Source organism: Micromonospora sp. NBC_01699 (assembly GCF_036250065.1).
Lineage (GTDB): Bacteria > Actinomycetota > Actinomycetes > Mycobacteriales > Micromonosporaceae > Micromonospora_G.
Genome location: NZ_CP109199.1, coordinates 2,190,140 through 2,210,572, shown reverse-complemented (window position 1 = coordinate 2,210,572; position 20,433 = coordinate 2,190,140). Strand labels below are relative to the sequence as shown.

The following is a 20,433-nucleotide window of genomic DNA, read 5'->3' as shown; positions in this document are numbered from 1 at the left end:
ATGCTGGTCAGAAGGCGAACTGCCGACTCAACCGCTGGTGCAGTTGGTCGAGGGTGCGGTGCAGCAGGGCGCGTACCTGTTGGGCCGCCGGGTCGGGTGACCGGTCGGCGGCCGGGGTCTCGAAGGCCGCGCCCGCGATCCGGGCGACGAAGTCGGCGGTGCCTTCGGCGTCCGGCGCCCCCGGCTCGGTGGCCAGGTAACCCGTCAACAGCGCGACGAACCCGTGCCGCTGCTGTTCGGGGTCGTCGTCGGTACGGGCGACACCGTGCTCGCGCAGGATGGCGAGGTAGTCGCCGATCACCCGGTCCCGCTCCTGCGGTACGTCGCCGAGCTCGGGGCTGTGTGCCAGCGCGCCCAGGGTGTCGGCGTCGCCGGTGAACAGTGCCCGGCCGATCGGGTCCTCCCGCAGTCGGCGGTAGCCGAACCGGGCCACCCGACCCGGCAGTACGGCGGCCGGGTCGTCGTCGATCTCCCGCGTCAGCGCGTCGACCAGCACCACCACCGACCGGGTCAGCACGGCCAGGAAGAGCGCCTCTTTCGTCGGGAAGTGCAGGTAGACGGTGCCCTTGCCGACACCGGCCCGGCGTGCGACCTCGCCGATGGTGATCCGCTGGTAGCCCCAGGAGACCAGCAGGCGGCCGGCGGCATCGATGATCCGATCGGCCCGCAGACCGCGCTCGACATCGACCGGATCGGCGGCACGTCGTTCGATCTGGTCCACCCGGATCCCCTCTCGTGACCGCGTGACCAGATTTGACTATCTGGTCACGCCCTGCCCGAGGGAGAGGGTATGGCAGCGCGGAACCCGTACGCAAGCCGGTCACACTCGCGCCCCCATCTGCGTCGCCAGGTCCGTGACCAGCGCCGGTGCCGCACCCTTCGTACGCCGAAGGATGTCCGCCATCAGCTCGTGCGCGATCGGCCGCCCCCGGATCTCCCACGGCGCGACCCGATCCGCCTCGACCAGCGCCTCACCGGCGTGGCCGGTCTCCCCGACCAGCAGGTAGCCACGGGCGAGGTCGAGCAGGTGGTGCGCCCGACGCTCCGGCAGCAGCGCGGCGAGCGCCCGATGATCGATCTGGTTCTCGTGGATGGCGACCGCCTGCCGCCCCTCGCCCAACTCGACCGCGGCCGCCGCCCGGTGCAGTTCCACGTTCGTCGGCCCGAAGCTGGTCCAGTACTCGTTCCGGTCCCCGCCGAGCACCCTCGCGGCCTCGTCGGCGAGGCGGAACAGCTCGCGCACGCCCTCGTTGTCACCGAGCCGGGCCGCCGCCATCGCGGCCTGGAGCAGCAGCGACCCGTACACCGAGAGCCGGGCCGGGTCGGCGGCGCCGGGATCGGCCGGTGCGAGTCGCTGCGCCATCACCATGTTCGCCTCGAACGCCGGCCGGGCCCGGCCCATCGCGAGCAGGGCGTTGGCCATCCTGCTGGTCGCGATGGCGGCGAGCAGTTCGTCCTCGGCACGCAGCGCACTCCCGATCGCCCGGTCCGCGGCGAGCCGGGCAAGCTCGGACTCGCCGAACTTCCGCAGCGCCGAGGAGGCGATCTGAAGCACCTGCCCGTGCAGGCTCGCCGCCTGCCGACCGGCATCCCCCCGGTGATAGGCGTCCGCCGCCCGGCTGTCCCGCAACAGTCCGGGCAGCCCGCGTACCAGCACGCCGTAGCGGGCGTACTGGTAGGTGAGCCAGGCGTGGTTGACCGACTGGGCCAACTCGTGCAGCGGCGTGGCCGGGGCACGGCCGATCGCGGCGGCCGGGGCGGACCGCTCCAGCGCCTGCCGGAGATCGTCCAGTTCCCGCTGCTCGTAGCTGCCCAGGGCGGTGGATCCGCGCTCCAGGTCCCGGTCGAGCAGCATCGCCACGTCGATCTGGAGCACCACGGCGATCTGGTAGAGCATCGAGAACTTGTCCAGCCGACGGTCGCCCCGCTCGACCTTGTCGACCCAGCTCTTCGACCTGCCGATACGATCGGCGAACACCTGCTGGGACATCTTCCGCTGGCCACGCCAGTAGGCGACCCGACGCCCGATCGGCAACTCGTCCATCAGGCGGTCGGGTTGCGCCGGATCCGACCGGACACCCCAATCGAAAAGAATTCGTACGGCATCGAGCCCGTCGGGGAATCAAACCTTCCACGATTACGGGGTTGCTTGCGATTTTCCGTCACTGGCGGCGGACCTGCGGTTGTTGTCCCCTCATCGGGGGTCACCGGGCTATCCGAACCGAGCGTCACTTGCGATTCACGTTCCTCGTTGGACATCGCTCTCCCTCTCGTGGTTGGTCGCGCCCGGTCGGGTTTGTTGCCGACGAATTCGAGCGCTCCCGCTAGTGACACTCTGCTGTGGAACCCCCTACTGTCGAGAGCGGTTACGCCTCTGCGTGGGTTGGTATCGAATCGACGGTTCGCGTGAGACACGCGACTGATTTTGTGAGGACGGTGTGGGATCCGATGGATGACCGGCTGCTATCCAATCCCACGCGATGCCCCCGCGCCGACCCGGCCGGGGGCATCGCACCCCCTAACGACGAAAGGGCGGACGAGATGGTGAACCCGACCGGAGCGATCTGGCGCACGAGCACCCGCAGCAGCACCAACGGCGGCGACTGTGTCGAGGTGGCCGACAACCTGCCCGGACACGTACTCGTCCGGGACAGCAAGGACCCCGACGGCGCGACGCTGGCGTTCACCCCCGTTGCCTGGCGCGCCTTCATCGTCGCCACCGGGCGCCGCTGACCCGCTGCCGGTAGTCGCCGTCTGCCGGCGTCGGCAACGTGGTGGGCTTCACAGCTCTTCGCCTGATCACGCTCGGGGTCGTACGCCGCACGCGCCGGATAGCCTTGCGCGTTGGACGATGACCCCGACCGGGAAATGTGGCAGCGATGAACATCAAGCCGGACGAACTCGACATCTCAGCTAACCCCGTCTGGACCTCGCTCACCGGTCGGCACGCCCGCTTCACCACCTCCCACGGTCGGGCCGTCATGTTCGAGCCGGACATCTCACCGTTTGCCGCCGTGACCGACTGGAACGACGAAGGCGCCTGGGCCGACCTGGCGAAGCTGGCCGGACCGCAGAGCGTGGTCGCGGTGGCCGGTGTCGGACTCGTCCTGCCCGCCGGCTGGGACGTGGTGTGGCACGGGGAGGGTCTGCAACTGGTCGACGTCGCCGTGGAGGCCACCGAGGACGCGGAGGCCGTACGGCTGACCGCCGAGGACGTACCGGAGATGCTGGACCTGGTTGCGCGTACGGAACCGGGGCCGTTCGCGCCGCGCACGATCGAGCTGGGAACGTACCTGGGTATTCGCCGCGACGGCGCGCTCGTCGCGATGGCGGGTGAGCGGCTGCGGGTGCCCGGCCTGACGGAGATCAGCGCGGTCTGCACCGATCCCGGCTATCGCGGCCAGGGTCTGGCCAGCCGGCTCGTCAAGGCAGTGGCGGCCGGCATCCGCGCACGCGGCGAGACGCCGTTCCTCCACGCAGCCGACTTCAACACCAACGCCATTCGACTGTACGAGTCAATGGGCTTCAAGGTACGCACGGAAATCACCTTCGCCGCCGTCCGCACCCCCTGAACAAGAGCCCCTCATGTAGAGAAATAGTGGCTACTCCCGAGGGAATAACCACTATTTCTCTACATTAGTGCCGTCCCTGGGGTGGGGGTGGGGGTGGGTTAGGCGGCGGGGCGGTCGGACAGGGGGCGGCGGCGGTGGGTCGGGTTGGTCAGTGACGGCGGGTTCCAGGCGCCGTCGGGCTGGTAGACGTTGGTGCCCGGCGGGACGATTTGGTCGATCCGGTCCAGGGTGGCGTCGTCCAGGGTGAGCGAGGCGCCCTTGAGCGCGGACTCCAGGTGTTCCATCGTGCGCGGGCCGATGATGGCCGAGGTGACGCCGGGGTGGGTGACGGTGAAGGCCAGGGCCAGTTCGGGCAGCGTGCAGCCGATGCTCTCGGCGACTTCGACGAGCTGTTCGACGATCTCCAGCTTGGTCACGTTCACCGGCAGCGAGGGATCGAAGCGGGCCGGGGTGAGCCGGGCACGGCCGACCGACAGGTCGACGGACTGACCCCGGCGGTAGCGGCCGGACAGGAAGCCGGAGGCGAGCGGGCTCCAGACGAGCACGCCCATGCCGTACCGCTGGGTCACCGGGAGCACGGACGTCTCGATTCCCCGGGCCAGTATCGAGTACGGCGGCTGCTCGGTCCGGAACCGCCCGATGGCGCGCCGGTCGGCCGCGTGGTGCGCCTCGACAATCTCCTCCGCCGGGAAGGTCGAACAGCCGAACGTACGGATCTTGCCCTGGCGTACCAGGTCGTCCAGGACCGAGAGGGTTTCCTCGATGTCGGTGGTGTGGTCGGGGCGGTGGATCTGGTAGAGGTCGATCCAGTCGGTCTGCAACCGCTTCAGACTGTCCTCGACCTCCCTGAGGATCCAACGGCGGGAGTTCCCGCCCCGGTTGCGGCCCTCGCCCATCTGGAAGTGGACCTTGGTGGCGAGCACCACGTCGTCCCGCCGGCCCTTCAGAGCCTTGCCGACGATCTCCTCGGACTCCCCCATCGAGTACATGTCCGCGGTGTCGACGAAGTTGATGCCCTGGTCGAGCGCGGCGTGGATGATCCGGACGCTGTCGTCGTGGTCGGGGTTGCCGGCGGAGCCGAACATCATGGTGCCGAGGCAGTGGACGCTGACTTCGATGCCGGTGCCGCCGAGGATTCGATAACGCATGGTCGGCAACCTATGACCTAGAGTCGACTCTAGGTCAAGCTCGTATCCTTGGCCGCATGGACAGCCGCCCCACGGAAAACCCCGGCTTGAGCATCGGGCAGGTCGCCGAACGCACCGGGCTGAGCGTCCACGCGCTCCGCTTCTACGAGCGCGAGGGCATCCTCGAACAGGCCGTACGCCGCGACAGCGGCGGCCGCCGGGTCTACACCGAGTACGACGTGGCCTGGCTGCGGGTCTGCATCATCCTGCGCACCTCCGGCATGCCGCTGCCGACGATCCGCCGCTACACCGAGATGGTTCGGCAGGGCACCGGCAACGAGACCGAACGCCTCGCCCTCATGCTCGAACACCGCGACCGGGTCAACGCCCAGATCGCCCGGCTCACCCAGTCCCTCGACCTGATCAACCACAAGGTCGGCGTGTACGAGGACATCCTCTCCGCCGACCCGTCCGGCTCCTGCGTCATCCCCGCCCGGTAGCGCCGCCGGACGACGGCGTGGCCCACTGGTCCACGGCGACGAACCGGAACTCGGCGCAGTAGCGGCGGCCGGCGGTGTCGGCGAGCCAGAGCTGGTCCGGGCCGGGCAGCATCTCGGTGACGGTCACCCGGGCACCGGCCGGGTCGAGCCGGGTGGCCCGGCGGACCGCCCGCGCCAGCACGTCCACCGAGGCGAGACTCGTCAGGTCCAGGTGGATCGGCTTACGCTCCCCGGTGACCCGGACGAAGACGTACCGGGGCAGGTTGTGTCGATTGACCCAGCGGCGTACGGCCAGGAAACGGTTTGCCTCGTCGGGCTCGGCGAGCAGGGCCAGGTCCACCATCCCGAAGCTCCACGACTCGCGCTGCACCACCAGCCGGTCGAGCTGCACCCTGGGCGTGTGCGGGGCCGGCGGCAGCAGCCGGAACCGCTGCAACAACTTGGCCGCCACCAGCTCGGCGACGACCTCCAGCAACTCGTACTCCGGGCCGCCGGAACGACGACGGACCATCAGCCGGCCGCCGACCTCGGTCAGCTCGCAGGCGCCGACCAACAGGTCCCGGTCCGGGTCGTAACCGCAGGTGTCCGGGGCGAAGACCAGCCGTACGTCACCCGGCCCGGCCAGCTCCGGGGCGACCCGAACCGGGGTGCCGCCCTGCGCCTCGGTCGCCCCCATCAGCACCACCCCCGGCGCCAGGTCGGCGGCCATCGCCGCCCGCATCCGCTCCGGCTCCGGGTGGTGGGCGAACCAGCTCGCGTACCGCATGGTGTTCGCGCCGGGGTGCAGCTCGCCCAGGATCCACCGGAAGTCGCCGGCCTCGACGGCGGCCGGGTCGGCGGCGGCGAGCATCAGGTCCGGGCTGTGCTGCACCGCGCCGGCCCAGCCGGGCCGGGTGGCCGGGAACGCGGCCCGGACCGCCGCCCGCAGTGCGGCGCTGTCCCGGTGCACCCGGCGCTGCGGCGCGACACCGTCGGCGGCGTCGGCTCCGGGCAGCGCCAACAGTTGCGCCCAGCGGGCCTGTAGCGCCCGGGTCAGCGGCCGGGCCAGCGTCTCCGTCGGTTGAACCAGCAGGTCGTGGGCGAGCAGCCAGAAGTCGGCGAACGGCACCGGGCCGGCACCGGACGGGCCGGCGAGGTCGCGGTAGAGATCGCGGAACGCCCGGCGGTAGAGCGCCGCGCCGGCCGAGGTGTACCAGCGGGCACTGTCCAGCACCAGCCCGAGCGGGGCCCGCAACGGATCCAGCAGCGCCGGGCCCAGGGTCACCCGGTCGGCCCGCCGGCACTCCTCGAACAGCAGCGTGCGGCCCGCGTACGTCTGGCCGCTCTCGCGTTGCGCGGCCCGGTCGGTGAGCCGAGTGAAGGTGGCGTCGAGCCGGTCCAGGGCCGGCAGCAGCAGCGCCGCGTCGCCGGCCGCCGCCGCGACCTCGTCGCGGGCCGAGGTCAGCTCGGTCAGCGCGGCGACCGCCGGGTCGCGGACCGCCGGGTCGTCCACCCGGTCCAGAATCCGGCGCAGGGTGATCTCCGAGCGGAGGTCGTCGGCCGGCGCCTCCAGCTCCCAGGTGATCCACCGGGCGGCGTGCAGGCGGTCGAGGGTGGCGAACACCTCGGCCGGGTCGGTGGTGCCGGCGGTCGGGTCGGCCAGCACCTCGGCCACTATCGCCACCGGCAGACGTACGCCGTCGCAGGCGCGCAGGACGGCCGCCGCGCACGGGTCCAACTCGATCGGGTCGGCCAGCGGCACCCGCAGTCGACCGTCGACCACGTCGACCAGCGGCATCCGGCGGGGCGCCAACCAGCGGCGCAGGGCCGGGGCGTGGGCCGAGGCCACCGCCGCCACCGCCCAGTGCTCGAAATAGAGCGTACGGGCGGCGACCGGGTCCGCCGTCCGGGTGTGCCGCAGCGGTGTCAGCTGGTCGGGGACGATCGCGGCCCAGCCGACCGGGCCGAAGAAGCCGATCGTGTCGTTCTTCGCGCAGTACCGGTGCAGGTAGTTGGTGACCAGCGCCTCGTACCGGCGGTGCCGGCCGGTCCGTACGACGGTGTCCGGGTCGCGACGCAGCAGGGTGTCCAGGCCGGTGCGTACGGCGTGCGGGTTCTGCCAGGTGACCGCCTCCCGGAAGCGCGGCTGCGCCGCGACCCGGTGCAACGCCGCCGCCAACTCCCGACCGGCCACCCGGAACCGCTCCCGGTACGCCTCGGTCGCCGGTGCGTCCGGCCCGGCGGTGCCGATCAGTCGGTCGGCGGCGGCGGCGAGGTCGGGGCTGGCCAGCCCGTCGAGCAGGTCGAACGCGAAACCCGTGCCGCGCAGACAGACCGACCACCAGAGCGCCCACTCGCCGTCGACCAGCGACACCAGGTGCGGCGCGGTGCCGGTGACCCGGTCCTCGGTTGGTGCTTCGTCGAGGTCGGCCGGCACGGAAACCTCCACAACAGACGGCGACATCAGGGCTGCGCCACGGTACCGCGACGGGGTGCCGTCGGGAATGGCAGAGCAGTGGGTCATCACCCGGTCACTGATCGCCCCGGACCAACCGATCGAATCATTGACACGTCTGATCCAGCACAGAATGCTCGCGCCTAGAGATCCTTCGAACGAGGGGGCGCAATGCGCAAAACACGGCTGGCGATCGCCGGCGTGTTCACTTTGGTCGGCGTCATGGTGCTGACCGCACCGGTCAGTGCGAAACCACCGGCCACACCGAACGGCAACAACAGCAACCTGGAGGTGTACGTCGGCTCGGCCGATGCCAAACAGCTCGACGTACTCCGAGATAGCGGTGTCGACGTGGGACACGCGGTCGGCGGCGTCGACAAGGCCGGCAAGTCCGCCCTCCAGGTCGTGCTGACCCCGGAGCAGGCCGCCCGGCTCGCCTCCAAGGGCGTCGCGCTGTCGGTCAAGAAGGTACGCGGCAAGGAAGCCTCCCGGGCGCTGCGCGAGCAGTCCGCCAACGGCTGGACGGCGTTCCGGTCGTACAGCGAGCCCGGCGGCATCCGGGACGAGATCACCTCGACCGCGGCCCGGTTCCCGAAGCTGACCAAGGTCGAGACGATCGGTCGGACCACCCAGGGCAAGCCGATCCTCGCCGTCAAGGTCACCAAGAACGCCAAGAACGTCGAGGACGGCAAGCGCCCCGCCGTGCTCTACGGCGCCGCCCAGCACGCCCGTGAGTGGATCACCCCGGAGATGACCCGCCGGCTGCTGCACCACGTGCTGGACAACTACGGCACCGACCCGGAGATCACCCGGTTGGTCGACACCACCGAACTGTGGTTCCTGCCGGTGTCGAACCCGGACGGCTACGACTTCACCTTCACCGAGGGCAACCGGTTGTGGCGCAAGAACCTGCGCGACAACAACGGCGACGGTCAGATCACCAGCGGTGACGGCGTCGACCTGAACCGGAACTTCTCCTACAAGTGGGGCTACGACAACGAGGGCTCGTCCTCGGACCCGTCGAGCGAGACCTACCGCGGCCCCGGCCCGAACTCGGAGCCGGAGACCAAGGCGCTGGACGGCCTGTTCCGGCGGGTGGGCTTCGAGTTCTACATCAACTACCACTCGGCCGCCGAGCTGCTGCTCTACGGCGTCGGCTGGCAGGTCGACACCCCCACCCCGGACGACGTGATCTACAAGGCGATGGCGGGTGACGACGCCAACCCGGCGATCCCCGGCTACGACCCGGACATCTCGGCCGAGCTGTACACCACCAACGGTGACACCGACACCCACGCCACGGTCCGCTACGGCACGCTCGGCTTCACCCCCGAGATGACCACCTGCGAGACCGTGTCCGCCTCCGACCCCAACGACGAGTGGCTGGTCGAGGACTGCGCCAGCGGCTTCAACTTCCCGGACGACGAGGACCTGATCGCCGCCGAGGTGGCGAAGAACCTGCCGTTCGCGCTCGCCGTCGCCAAGTCCGCCGCCACCCCGGACAATCCGGTGTCGGTGGTCGGGCGCAGCACCCCGGACTTCGAGGTCGACAAGTTCGACGTCTCGTACGGCACCCGCCAGCCGGTGGCCACCGTCGCCCGGCGCTCGCTGAAGAACGTACAGATGCACTACGTCGTCAACGGCGGCAAGCCGAAGTCGGTCGCGGTCAAGGAATGGCGCGGCGGCGAACGGTACGGCGACACCCACGACGACTACTACGCCGAGGTACGCGGCACGGTGACCGGCACCAAGGCCGGTGACCGGGTGGAGGTCTGGTTCACCGGCACCAAGCCCAAGGGCGGCGGGACCACCGCCAGTGAGCACTTCACCTACCAGGTCAGCACCGACATCGGTGGCGACGTGCTGGTGTTGGCCGTCGAGGACGTGACCGGGCTCAGCCCGGCGCAGACCGGCACCAGCGCCAAGTACGCCGACGAGGTGGCCGCGGCGCTCACCGCCGCCGGCAAGACCAGCGACGTCTACGACTTCGACACCCGGGGCCGCAAGGCGCCGCACCCGCTCGGCGTGCTGTCGCACTACCCGGCGGTGGTCTGGGAGACCGGCGACGACGTGATCCTGCGGGCGCCGGGCCAGGTGCCCGGCACCACGGCCAAGGCCGCTATCGAAACCGAGTTCGCCGTTCGGGACTACCTCAACGAGGGCGGCAAGCTCCTGGTCAGCGGCAAGAACGCGCTGCTGGCCCAGTCGGCGGACGGTGGCTACTACTACGCACCGGGCGCCCCGCCGGAGTGTGCCGCGCCGGGTGGCACCTGCCTGCCGATCCTCAACGATTTCCAGCAGTACTACCTGGGCGCGCACACCTACGTCGGTGGCGGCGGCCAGGACGGCGACGGCAACCCGTACCCGGTGGTCGGCAAGGACGGGCCGTTCGCCGACTTCAACGGGGTGCTCAACGCGCCGGGCTCGGCGGCGAACCAGGACCACACGGCGTCGTTCCTGACCACGTCGAGCTTCCTGCCGCCGGACCAGTTCCCGCAGTTCAGCAGCTCGGCTCCGGTCGGCTGGGGCCGGCCGGGCGGCGCACCGTTCGACCCGCGCACCGGTGAGTGGTACCTGTTCAGCGGCCAGGCGGACTCCGCGTACAAGCGGCTGACCCGGACCGTCGACCTGACCGGGGCGACCAGCGGCGCGTTGAACTTCTTCATCTCGCACGACGTCGAGGCGGACTGGGACTACGTGTTCGTCGAGGCACACGAGGTGGGCACCGACAACTGGACCACGTTGCCGGACGCCAACGGACACACCGGCACCGGCACCGGCGAGAGCTGCGCGTCCGGCTGGGTGGAGACGCTGCACCCGCAGCTCGGCCACTACATCGGCGCGGACTGCTCGCCCACCGGCAGCACCGGGACCTGGAACGCGGGCACCGGTGCCTCCGGTGGCTGGCAGGAGTGGTCGATCGACCTGTCGGCGTACGCCGGCAAGCAGGTCGAGCTGTCGATCTCGTACGCGTCGGACTGGTCCACCCAGGGCCTCGGTGTCTTCGTCGACGACACCAAGGTGACCAGGGACGGGGTCACCGTCGCGGAGACGTCGTTCGAGTCCGACCTCGGTGGCTGGACGGTGGCCGGTCCGCCGGCCGGTTCCGCCCCCGGTTCGAACGACTGGTCGCGTGGCCAGACGGCGTTCGAGGAGGGTTCCGTGGTGACCACCCCGGACACCGTCTACTTCGGTTTCGGTCTGGAAGGGCTCGCCCCGGCGGCCCGCAACGACCTGGTCGCCAAGTCGCTGCTGCACCTGTTCGACAGTCCGGCCAGCGCCGGCAAGCAACCGCTGTCCTAACGGCTCCAACGCACCACGCGTAGCGGGACCAACGCGCCACGCGTAACGGCACCAACGCGACACGGCGGGGCGGTCGGCACGAGCCGGCCGCCCCGTCGGCGTACAAACCCTTTGCGGTGCCGGTGCGGGCGCTGGGACAATCGCCCGATGCCGACCTTCACCAGTGCGGACGGGACCACGCTCGCCTATCACGTCACCGGCACGGGTGAGCCGCTGGTCGTCCTGCCCGGCGGGCCGATGCGCGCCTCGGCGTACCTCGGTGACCTGGGCGGGCTCGGCGCGCACCGGACCCTCTACCGGCTGGACCTGCGCGGCACCGGCGACTCGGGCACCCCGGCCGATCCGGCGTCGTACCGCTGCGACCGACAGGTGGCCGACGTCGAGGCGCTCCGCGAGCGCCTGGGCCTGGACCAAATCGACCTGCTCGCCCACTCGGCCGGCGGCGACCTCGCCACCCTGTACGCGGCCAGCCACCCCGAACGGGTCAGCCGACTGGTGCTGATCACACCGGCCCTGTACTCGCTCGGCGTCGAGTTCACCGGCGAGCAGCGGCAGGAGGCGGTCGCCCTGCGCGCCGACGAGCCGTGGTACGCGGACGCGGCGGCCGGCTTCGCGAACATCCTCGCCGGCAGCCCGACCGACGAGGACTGGCGGGCGGTCGTCCCGTTCACCTACGGCCGCTGGGATGCCGCCGCACAGGCGCACGCCGGGGCCGGTGCCGGGCAGCGCAACCTCGCGGCGGCCGAGCTTTACTACGCCGTGGAGGCGGCCGATCCGCCCGGCGTCAGGGCGGCCCTGTCGGCGCTCGGTGCCCCGGTGCTGGTCCTGGCCGGAGAGCTGGACACCGGCCCACGACCGGCGACCGCCCGGGAGGGGGCAGCGCTCTTCCCGAAGGGCGAGAGCGCCGTCCAGCCGGGTGCCGCGCACTACCCGTGGCTGGACGACGCCGACGCCTTCACCCGCCTGGTGGCGGGCTTCCTGCGCTGATCCGGGGCCACCGCCGCCGGGTCACGCCTTGGCCAGCACCTCGGTCACCAGGGCGCGGGCCTCCTCCTGGATCCGGGTCAGGTGCTCCTTCCCCCGGAACGACTCCGCGTAGATCTTGTAGACGTCCTCGGTGCCGGACGGGCGGGCCGCGAACCAACCCGACTCGGTGGTCACCTTCAGCCCGCCGATCGCCGCGCCGTTACCCGGTGCGTTGGTCAGCGTCGCGGTGATCGGCTCACCGGCCAACTCGGTAGCGGTCACCTGCTCCGGCGAGAGCTTGCCCAGCGCCGCCTTCTCCGCCCGGCTGGCCGGGGCGTCGATCCGGGCGTACGCCGGGTCGCCGAACCGGGCCACCAGCTCCGCGTAGTGCTGGCTCGGCGACCTGCCGGTGCTCGCCTGGATCTCGGCGGCGAGCAGGCAGAGCACGATGCCGTCCTTGTCGGTGGTCCAGACCGAGCCGTCCCGGCGCAGGAAGGAGGCGCCCGCGCTCTCCTCGCCACCAAAGCCGACCGAGCCGTCCAGCAGCCCGGGCACGAACCACTTGAAGCCCACCGGCACCTCGATCAACGTACGGCCGAGGTCGGTGGCGACCCGGTCGATCATCGAGGACGAGACCAGCGTCTTGCCGATCGCGGCCTGCGGGGACCAGTCGGTCCGGGTCCGGAACAGGTGCGCGATCGCCACCGTCAGGTAGTGGTTCGGGTTCATCAGACCGGCGTCCGGCGTGACGATGCCGTGCCGGTCGGCGTCGGCGTCGTTCCCGGTGGCGATCTGGTAGTCGGCGCGGGCGGCGATCAACGACGCCATCGCGTACGGCGACGAGCAGTCCATCCGGATCTTGCCGTCCCAGTCCAGGGTCATGAACCGCCAGGTCGGGTCGACGGCCGGGTTGACCACCGTCAGGTCCAGCCCGTGCCGGTCGGCGATCTCGCCCCAGTAGCCGACGCTCGCCCCGCCCAGCGGGTCGGCGCCGATCCGCACCCCTGCCTCCCGTACCGCCGCCAGGTCGACCACCGAGGGCAGGTCGTCCACGTACGCGCCGAGGAAGTCGTACCGGTCGGTGGTGGCCGCCGTCCGGGCCCGCGCGTACGGGATCCGCCGGACCCCGGCGAGCCCATCGGCCAGCAGCCGGTTGGCCCGGTCCTGGATCCACTTCGTGGCGTCGGTGTCCGCCGGCCCGCCGTTGGTGGGGTTGTACTTGAACCCGCCGTCGGAGGGCGGATTGTGCGACGGGGTGACCACTATGCCGTCGGCCAGGCCGCCGCTGCGGCCCCGGTTGTGGGTCAGGATGGCGTGCGACAGCGCCGGGGTCGGGGTGTAGCCGTCCCGGCTGTCGATCAGCACGGTGACCTCGTTGGCGGCCAGCACCTCCAGCGCGGTGACCAGCGCCGGCTCGGAGAGCGCGTGCGTGTCCCGGGCCAGGAACAGCGGCCCGTCGACGCCCTGGTCCCGCCGGTATTCGCAGGTGGCCTGGGTGATCGCGGCGATGTGGTCGGCGTTGAACGCGGTGTTCAGACTCGACCCCCGGTGCCCGGAGGTGCCGAACGCGACCTGCTGGCCGGGATCGGTCGGGTCGGGATGCTCGGCGTAGTACGCGGTGACCAGGTGCGCTACGTCGATCAGGTCGGCGGGGTCGGCGGGCTGGCCGGCACGGGCGTGGACCGACATCGGCGATTCTCCTCCTGGATCTGACAAGGGGTACAGGCTGACCTTACGGCTCCACCCGCTGGCCCTTGCCGATGACGACGATCCCGCCGTCGGAGACGGTGTAGCGGGTCCGGTCGAGTTCCAGGTCCACGCCGATCTCGGCCCCCTCCGGGACCACGACATTCTTGTCCAGGATGGCGTTGCGGACGACCGCGTGCCGGCCGATGTCGACGCCCTCCATCAGCACCGAGCCCTCGACGTGCGCCCACGAGTTGATCCGGACGTTCGGTGAGACGACCGAGTTCTCCACCAGCGCCCCGGAGACGATCACGCCGGGCGAGATCATCGAGCCGATCGCCCGGCCCACCCGCTCCTGCCAGCCGTGTACGAACTTGGCCGGCGGCCACGGCGGGTGGTCGGTGTAGATCGGCCAGGCCGAGTTGTAGAGGTTGAAGATCGGGTGGATGGCGATCAGGTCCATGTGCGCCTCGTAGAACGAGTCCAGCGTCCCGACGTCGCGCCAGTAGCCCTGGTCCCGCTCGGTGCTGCCGGGGACCTCGTTGTCGCGGAAGTCGTAGACGTTGGCCTCGCCCCGCTCGACCAGCATCGGGATGATGCTGCCGCCCATGTCGTGCCGGCTGCCCTTGTCGGCCGCGTCGCGCTCGACCACCTCGCAGAGCACGTCGGTGGTGAAGACGTAGTTGCCCATCGAGGCGTAGATCTCCCCCGGCGCGTCCGGCAGCCCACGGGCGTCGGTCGGCTTTTCCCGGAACGCCTGGATCCGGCGGCCGTCGGCGGCCACCTCGATCACCCCGAACTGGTCCGCCTGGCTGAGCGGCTGGCGGATCCCGGCGACGGTGACCCCGGCGCCGGAGGCGATGTGATCCTCCACCATCTGCCGGGGGTCCATCCGGTAGATGTGGTCGGCGCCGAACACGATCACGTAGTCCGGCTTCTCGTCGTTGATCAGGTTGAAGCTCTGGTAGATGGCGTCCGCCGAGCCGGCGAACCACCACGGGCCGCGGCGCTGCTGGGCCGGGACCGGGGCGACGTAGTTGCCGAGCAGGTTCGACATCCGCCAGGTCTTGGTCACGTGCCGGTCCAGCGAGTGCGACTTGTACTGGGTCAGGACGACGATCTTGAGGTAGCCGCCGTTCGCCAGGTTCGACAGGACGAAGTCGATCATCCGGTACATGCCGCCGAACGGCACGGCCGGTTTGGCGCGGTCCGTGGTGAGCGGCATCAGGCGCTTGCCCTCGCCGCCGGCCAGGACGATGGCGAGGACCTTGGGCGACATGCCCCGACGCTAACCACACCCGGCCGTTCGCACCAGTCGTACCGGGCAACATGCTGGACTAGTGTGCGGAACGTGGCTGAAACCGCACCGTACGACCGCGAACTCCGGATCGACCTGCTGACCCGCGAATACCCACCGGAGGTGTATGGCGGGGCCGGGGTGCACGTCGAGTACCTCGCCCGGGACCTGCGACCCCTGGCCGATCTGCGGGTGCACTGCTTCGGCGCGCCGCGTACCGGGCCGGACGACCCGCCGGGGGTGACCGCGTACCCGGAACCGGTGGAGCTTTCCGGCAGCAACGCGGCGCTGCGGACCATGGGCGTCGACCTGGCGATGGCCGCCGGTTGCGCCGGGACCGACCTGGTGCACAGCCACACCTGGTACGCCAACCTCGCCGGCCACGTGGCGAAGCTGCTGCACGGGGTGCCGCACGTGGTGACCGTACACAGCCTGGAGCCGCTGCGGCCGTGGAAGGCCGAGCAGCTCGGCGGCGGCTACGCGCTCTCCTCCTGGTGCGAGCGGACCGCGCTGGCCGCCGCCGACGCGGTGATCGCGGTGTCGGCCGGGATGCGGCGGGACCTGCTCGCCGCCTACCCGGAGGTGGCCGCCGAGCGGGTCCGGGTGGTGCACAACGGCATCGACACCCGCCAGTACGCCCCGGACCCGGCGACCGACGTGCTGCACCGGCTCGGGATCGACCCCGACCGGCCGAGCGTGACCTACGTCGGCCGGGTGACCCGGCAGAAGGGCCTGCCGTACCTGCTCCGGGCGGCCAGCTCGCTACCGCCGGAGACCCAGCTCGTACTGCTCGCCGGTGCCCCGGACACGGCCGACATAGCGGCCGAGGTCGAATCCCTGGTCGCCGAGCTGCGGGCCAGCCGGTCGGGTGTGGTCTGGGTGGCCGAGATGCTGCCCAAGCACGAGGTGATCCAGGTGCTCAGCCACAGCACGGTCTTCGTCTGCCCGTCGATCTACGAGCCGATGGGGATCGTCAACCTGGAGGCGATGGCCTGCGAGACGGCGGTGGTGGCGACCGCCACCGGCGGCATCCCGGAGGTGGTCGACGACGGGAAGACCGGGCTGCTGGTGCCGATCGAGCAGGCCGGCGACGGCACCGGCACCCCGCTTGCGCCGGAGGTGTTCGTCGCCGACCTGGCCGCCGCGATCAACGAACTGCTGGCCGACCCCGCCCGTACCGCCGAGTTCGGCCGGGCCGGGCGGCGGCGCGCGGTCGAGCACTTCTCCTGGGACGCCATCGCGGAGCGGACGATGGGGGTCTACCGCTCGGTCCTGCCCGTCCGCTGACGGCAACCCGCCCGCGCGGGGATGATCGGATTTCGACCGGGCGCCGGGACGGCCGGGGCAGTAGGTTGGGCACCGTGACGGGACGGTTTCCGATCGAAGAGATCACCCCCTCGGTGGCGTGCGGTCGCTACCCGGCCAAGGCGGTGGTCGGTGAACTGGTGCCGGTTTCCGCGCGGGCGTACCGGGAGGGTCACCGGGCACTGGGCTGCAACGTTGTCTGGTCCGGCCCGGACGGCGAGGCGCGCCCGTTCACCCGGATGCGCCCCGGCTGGGACGACCACTGGCACGCCACCATCACCCCGGACGCGGTCGGCGACTGGACCTTCGCCATCGAGGCGTTCGACGACCCGTACCTGACCTGGCGGGACGCGGTCACCAAGAAGACCGCCGCCGGGCAGGACGCGGCCGAACTCGGCAACGACCTGGCCGAGGGCGCCGCGCTGATGGAGGCCGCGTCCGCGCTGGTCCCGGCCGATTCCCGAGCCACCGTACGGGCCGCAGCGGCGGCACTGCGCGATCCGGAGCTGCCGTTGGATCAGCGCCTGCACCCCGCGCTGGACCTGGCCGAGCTGCTGTGGGCGTACCCGGTCCGGCGGTTGGTCACCCGAAGCGACGATCATCCGTTGTGGACGGATCGGCCACGCGCCCTCTTCTCCGCCTGGTACGAGTTCTTCCCCCGCTCCGAGGGGGTCGCCCCACCGGGCGAGGGCAAGCCAGCCGAGCACGGTACGTTCGCCACCGCCACCGCCCGGCTCCCCGGCGTCGCGGCGATGGGCTTCGACGTGCTGTACCTGCCGCCGATCCACCCGATCGGCCGGGTCAACCGCAAGGGCCCGAACAACTCCCTGGCCGCCGGCCCGGACGACGTCGGTTCGCCGTGGGCGATCGGCGCGGCCGAGGGCGGCCACGACGCCATCCACCCGGCCCTGGGTACGGCCGAGGACTTCCGCCGGTTCGTCGGCGCGGCCGGCGAACTCGGCCTGGAGGTCGCGATGGACCTGGCGTTGCAGGCCGCGCCCGACCACCCCTGGGTGACCGAGCACCCGGAGTGGTTCACCACCCTCGCCGACGGATCGATCGCCTACGCCGAGAACCCGCCGAAGAAGTACCAGGACATCTACCCGCTGGACTTCGACCGCGACCCCGAGGGCATCCGGGCCGAGGTGCTGCGGGTGGTGACGCACTGGATCAGCCAGGGCGTACGGATCTTCCGGGTGGACAACCCGCACACCAAGCCGTTCGACTTCTGGCACTGGCTGATCGGCGAGGTGAAACGGCTCGACCCGGACGTGCTCTTCCTCGCCGAGGCGTTCACCCGGCCCTCGGTCATGCACGGCCTCGGCAGGATCGGCTTCACCCAGTCGTACACCTACTTCAGCTGGCGGTACAGCGCCGACGAGCTGCGCGAGTACTGCACGGAACTGGTCAACGCGGCCGACTACATGCGGCCCAACTTCTGGCCGAACACGCCCGACATCCTGCCCGAGCCGCTGAAGCTCGGCGTACCGTCGATTTTCAAGATCCGGGCGGTGCTGGCCAGCCTGCTCTCCCCCTCCTGGGGCATCTACACCGGCTTCGAACTGCTCGAACACCAGGCCCTGCCCGGCGCCGAGGAGTACGCCGACAGCGAGAAGTTCGAGCTGCGCCCCCGGGACTGGACCGCCGCCGAGGCGCAGGGCCGCTCGCTGGCGCCGTACATCGCCCGGCTCAACGCCGTACGGCGGAAGAACCCGGCGCTGCACTGGCTGCGCAACCTGCGGTTCCACCACAGCGACAACCCGGCACTGTTCTGCTGGTCCAAGCGGGACGAGCGCACCGGCAACACCGTCCTGGTGGTCTGCTCGCTCGACCCGCAGCACGTCCAGTGGGGCAACCTCAGCCTCGACCTGCCGGCACTCGGCCTGGACTGGCCCGACCGGTTCACCGTCTACGACGAGCTGAGCGGCGCCCGGTACGACTGGGGCCAGCACAACGTCGTCGGCCTCGACCCGAACCACCCGGCGCACGTGTTCACCGTGCACCGCAACGACCCGCCGCCACCGCCACCGACTACTGTCCCGACCGTGCCCGCCACCACCGAGACCGCGAAGTGAGCCCGCTGATGGACGTTACCTTGGACTCGCTGGTCGCCGGGGTGGCGTACGACCCGCATGCCCTGCTGGGGGCGCACCCGCGCGGCGGTCAGACCCTGGTCCGGACCTGGCGGCGCGGCGCGCGGGAGGTTTCGGTGCTGGTCGCCGGGGACCGCTACCCGATGCGCCGGGTGCACGACGAGGGCGTCTTCGAGGCGACCGTGCCCGGCACCGTGCTCGACTACCGGATCGAGGTCGACGGCGAACCGCGCGACGACCCGTACCGCTACCCGCCGAGTCTGGGCGAGGTGGACCTGCACCTGATCGGCGAGGGCCGGCACGAGCGGCTCTGGACCGCCCTCGGCGCCCGCCCCCGCCCCGGTGGCGGGGTCGCCTTCGCCGTCTGGGCGCCGAACGCCCGCAGCGTACGCGTGGTCGGCGACTTCACCGGCTGGGGCGCGCACGAGGGCTGGCCGATGCGCTCGCTCGGCGGCAGCGGCGTGTGGGAGATCGTCGTCCCCGAGGCGATGCCCGGCCAGCGTTACAAGTACCGGATCCTCGGCCAGGACGGGACCTGGCGGGACAAGGCCGACCCGCTGGCCGCGCACACCGAGGTCCCGCCCCGGACCGCCTCGGTGATCTACCGCTCGTCGTACGAGTGGAACGACGGCGAGTGGCTGGCCGCCCGCACCCGACGGCACCCGCACCAGGAGCCGATGAGCGTGTACGAGGTGCACCTCGGCTCGTGGCGCCCCGGCCTCGGCTACCGCGAGCTGGCCGAGCAGCTCACCGCGTACGTGGTGGACCTCGGCTTCACCCACGTGGAGTTCATGCCGGTCGCGGAGCACCCGTTCGGCGGTTCCTGGGGTTACCAGGTCACCGGCTACTACGCCCCGACCTCCCGGTTCGGCGAGCCGGACGACTTCCGCTACCTGGTCGACCGGCTGCACGCGGCCGGCATCGGGGTGCTGCTGGACTGGGTGCCGGCGCACTTCCCCAAGGACGAGTGGGCGCTGGCCCGGTTCGACGGCACCCCGCTGTACGAGCACGCCGACCCGAGGCGCGGCGAGCACCCCGACTGGGGCACGTACGTCTTCGACTTCGGCCGCCGTGAGGTGCGCAACTTCCTGGTCGCGAACGCGCTCTACTGGTGTGCGGAGTTCCACGTCGATGGGCTGCGGGTGGACGCGGTCGCCTCGATGCTCTACCTGGACTACTCCCGCGAGGACGGCAAGTGGCTGCCGAACCAGCACGGCGGCCGGGAGAACCTGGAGGCGATCGGCCTGCTCCAGGAGACGAACGCGACCGTCTACCGGGAGCACCCCGGCGTGGTGATGATCGCCGAGGAGTCCACCGCCTGGCCGGGGGTGACCCAGCCGACCCACGGCGGCGGGCTCGGCTTCGGCTTCAAGTGGAACATGGGCTGGATGCACGACACCCTGACCTACCTGAGCAAAGAGACGGTGCACCGGCAGTTCCACCACAACGAGCTCACCTTCTCCCTGGTGTACGCCTGGAGCGAGAACTACCTGCTGCCGATCAGCCACGACGAGGTGGTGCACGGCAAGGGCTCGCTGGCCGGCAAGATGCCCGGCGACACCTGGCAGCGGCTGGCCAACACCCGCGCGCTGCTGGCGTACATGTGGGCGCATCCGGGCAAGCAGTTGCTCTTCATGGGCAGTGAGCTCGCCGACGACCGGGAGTGGAGCGAGGACCGGGGGCTGGACTGGAACCTGCTGTACGACCCGGCGCGGGCCGGGGTGCAGCGGCTGGTCCGGGACCTGAACGCGGCGTACCGGGCGGCCCCGCCGCTGTGGTCGTTGGACACCACCCCGGACGGGTTCCGCTGGATCGTCGGCAACGACGCGGGCAACAACACGGTGGCGTTCATCCGGATCGCCGCCGACGGGTCGCCGCTGGTCTGCGTGGCGAACTTCTCCGCCGTACCGCACGACGACTACCGGCTGGGCATGCCGGTGGCGGGTGTCTGGCGGGAGACGGTGAACACCGACGCGGAGAGCTACGGCGGTTCCGGGGTGGGCAACCTCGGAACCGTACGGGCCGAGCCGGTGCCCTGGCACGGCCAGCCGGCCTCGGCCACGCTGCGGATCCCGCCGCTCGGCGTGCTCTGGCTGCGCCCGGCCCCCCGCTGACGGCGATAAAGTGGAGGAGCGCCTCCGATACAGTCG

14 protein-coding genes are annotated in these 20,433 nt (G+C 71.1%); 8 read left to right on the top strand and 6 right to left on the bottom strand.

Annotation, left to right across the window (positions count from 1 at the left end):
- Positions 1-7 precede the first annotated feature (7 nt).
- Complete coding sequence (locus OG792_RS09955) at positions 8-721, bottom strand: TetR/AcrR family transcriptional regulator (protein ID WP_329108974.1); 714 nt, start codon at positions 719-721, stop codon at positions 8-10.
- Positions 722-820: 99 nt separating this feature from the next.
- Positions 821-2,044 (bottom strand): helix-turn-helix domain-containing protein, encoded by a 1,224-nt coding sequence (locus tag OG792_RS09950; protein ID WP_329108973.1) that lies wholly within the window; start codon positions 2,042-2,044, stop codon positions 821-823.
- A 500-nt stretch (positions 2,045-2,544) separates the two neighbouring features.
- Here OG792_RS09950 and OG792_RS09945 point away from each other — a divergent pair, with 500 nt between their 5' ends.
- Together OG792_RS09945 and OG792_RS09940 are read left to right on the top strand one after the other, a co-directional pair.
- Positions 2,545-2,733 carry a DUF397 domain-containing protein gene (locus tag OG792_RS09945; protein ID WP_329111183.1) on the top strand — a complete coding sequence of 63 codons (189 nt, stop codon included), beginning with the start codon at positions 2,545-2,547 and terminating at the stop codon, positions 2,731-2,733.
- 146 nt (positions 2,734-2,879) lie between these two features.
- Positions 2,880-3,572 (top strand): GNAT family N-acetyltransferase, encoded by a 693-nt coding sequence (locus tag OG792_RS09940; RefSeq protein WP_329108972.1) that lies wholly within the window; start codon positions 2,880-2,882, stop codon positions 3,570-3,572.
- 98 nt (positions 3,573-3,670) lie between these two features.
- Here the strand turns inward: OG792_RS09940 and OG792_RS09935 are convergent, their stop codons facing one another.
- Complete coding sequence (locus tag OG792_RS09935) at positions 3,671-4,720, bottom strand: aldo/keto reductase (protein ID WP_329108970.1); 1,050 nt, start codon at positions 4,718-4,720, stop codon at positions 3,671-3,673.
- Positions 4,721-4,776: 56 nt separating this feature from the next.
- On the opposite strand from OG792_RS09935, the gene OG792_RS09930 reads away from it, so the two are divergent.
- Complete coding sequence (locus OG792_RS09930) at positions 4,777-5,199, top strand: MerR family transcriptional regulator (protein ID WP_329108968.1); 423 nt, start codon at positions 4,777-4,779, stop codon at positions 5,197-5,199.
- Here OG792_RS09930 and OG792_RS09925 read toward each other — a convergent pair.
- A complete protein-coding gene (locus OG792_RS09925; RefSeq protein WP_329108967.1) occupies positions 5,183-7,642 on the bottom strand; it encodes a lantibiotic dehydratase in 2,460 nt (819 codons plus the stop codon). The genes OG792_RS09930 and OG792_RS09925 overlap by 17 nt on opposite strands.
- 162 nt (positions 7,643-7,804) lie before the next feature.
- Between OG792_RS09925 and OG792_RS09920 the strand changes: the two genes are divergently transcribed.
- Both OG792_RS09920 and OG792_RS09915 read left to right on the top strand, forming a co-directional pair.
- Positions 7,805-10,936: a M14 family metallopeptidase gene (locus tag OG792_RS09920; protein ID WP_329108966.1), complete on the top strand. Its 3,132-nt coding sequence runs from the start codon at positions 7,805-7,807 to the stop codon at positions 10,934-10,936.
- 147 nt (positions 10,937-11,083) lie between these two features.
- Positions 11,084-11,923 (top strand): alpha/beta fold hydrolase, encoded by an 840-nt coding sequence (locus OG792_RS09915; protein ID WP_329108965.1) that lies wholly within the window; start codon positions 11,084-11,086, stop codon positions 11,921-11,923.
- Positions 11,924-11,944: 21 nt separating this feature from the next.
- On the opposite strand, the gene pgm is transcribed toward OG792_RS09915, so the two are convergent.
- The gene (gene pgm, locus OG792_RS09910) at positions 11,945-13,591 is read right to left on the bottom strand and encodes a phosphoglucomutase (alpha-D-glucose-1,6-bisphosphate-dependent) (RefSeq protein ID WP_329108962.1); all 1,647 of its coding nucleotides are present in this window, start codon (positions 13,589-13,591) and stop codon (positions 11,945-11,947) included.
- A 43-nt stretch (positions 13,592-13,634) separates the two neighbouring features.
- Positions 13,635-14,867, bottom strand: a complete 1,233-nt coding sequence (glgC, locus tag OG792_RS09905) for a glucose-1-phosphate adenylyltransferase (protein ID WP_329108960.1) — start codon at positions 14,865-14,867, stop codon at positions 13,635-13,637.
- A gap of 72 nt (positions 14,868-14,939) precedes the next feature.
- On the opposite strand from glgC, the gene glgA reads away from it, so the two are divergent.
- From glgA to glgB, 3 genes are all read left to right on the top strand, one after another.
- Entirely contained in the window at positions 14,940-16,172 is a 1,233-nt protein-coding gene (gene glgA, locus OG792_RS09900; protein ID WP_329108958.1) for a glycogen synthase, read from the top strand.
- Between the two features lie 74 nt (positions 16,173-16,246).
- The gene (locus tag OG792_RS09895) at positions 16,247-18,265 is read left to right on the top strand and encodes an alpha-1,4-glucan--maltose-1-phosphate maltosyltransferase (protein ID WP_329108956.1); all 2,019 of its coding nucleotides are present in this window, start codon (positions 16,247-16,249) and stop codon (positions 18,263-18,265) included.
- A gap of 20 nt (positions 18,266-18,285) precedes the next feature.
- Positions 18,286-20,397, top strand: coding sequence for a 1,4-alpha-glucan branching protein GlgB (gene glgB, locus OG792_RS09890; protein WP_329111182.1), 2,112 nt, complete (start codon positions 18,286-18,288; stop codon positions 20,395-20,397).
- Positions 20,398-20,433: the final 36 nt, after the last annotated feature.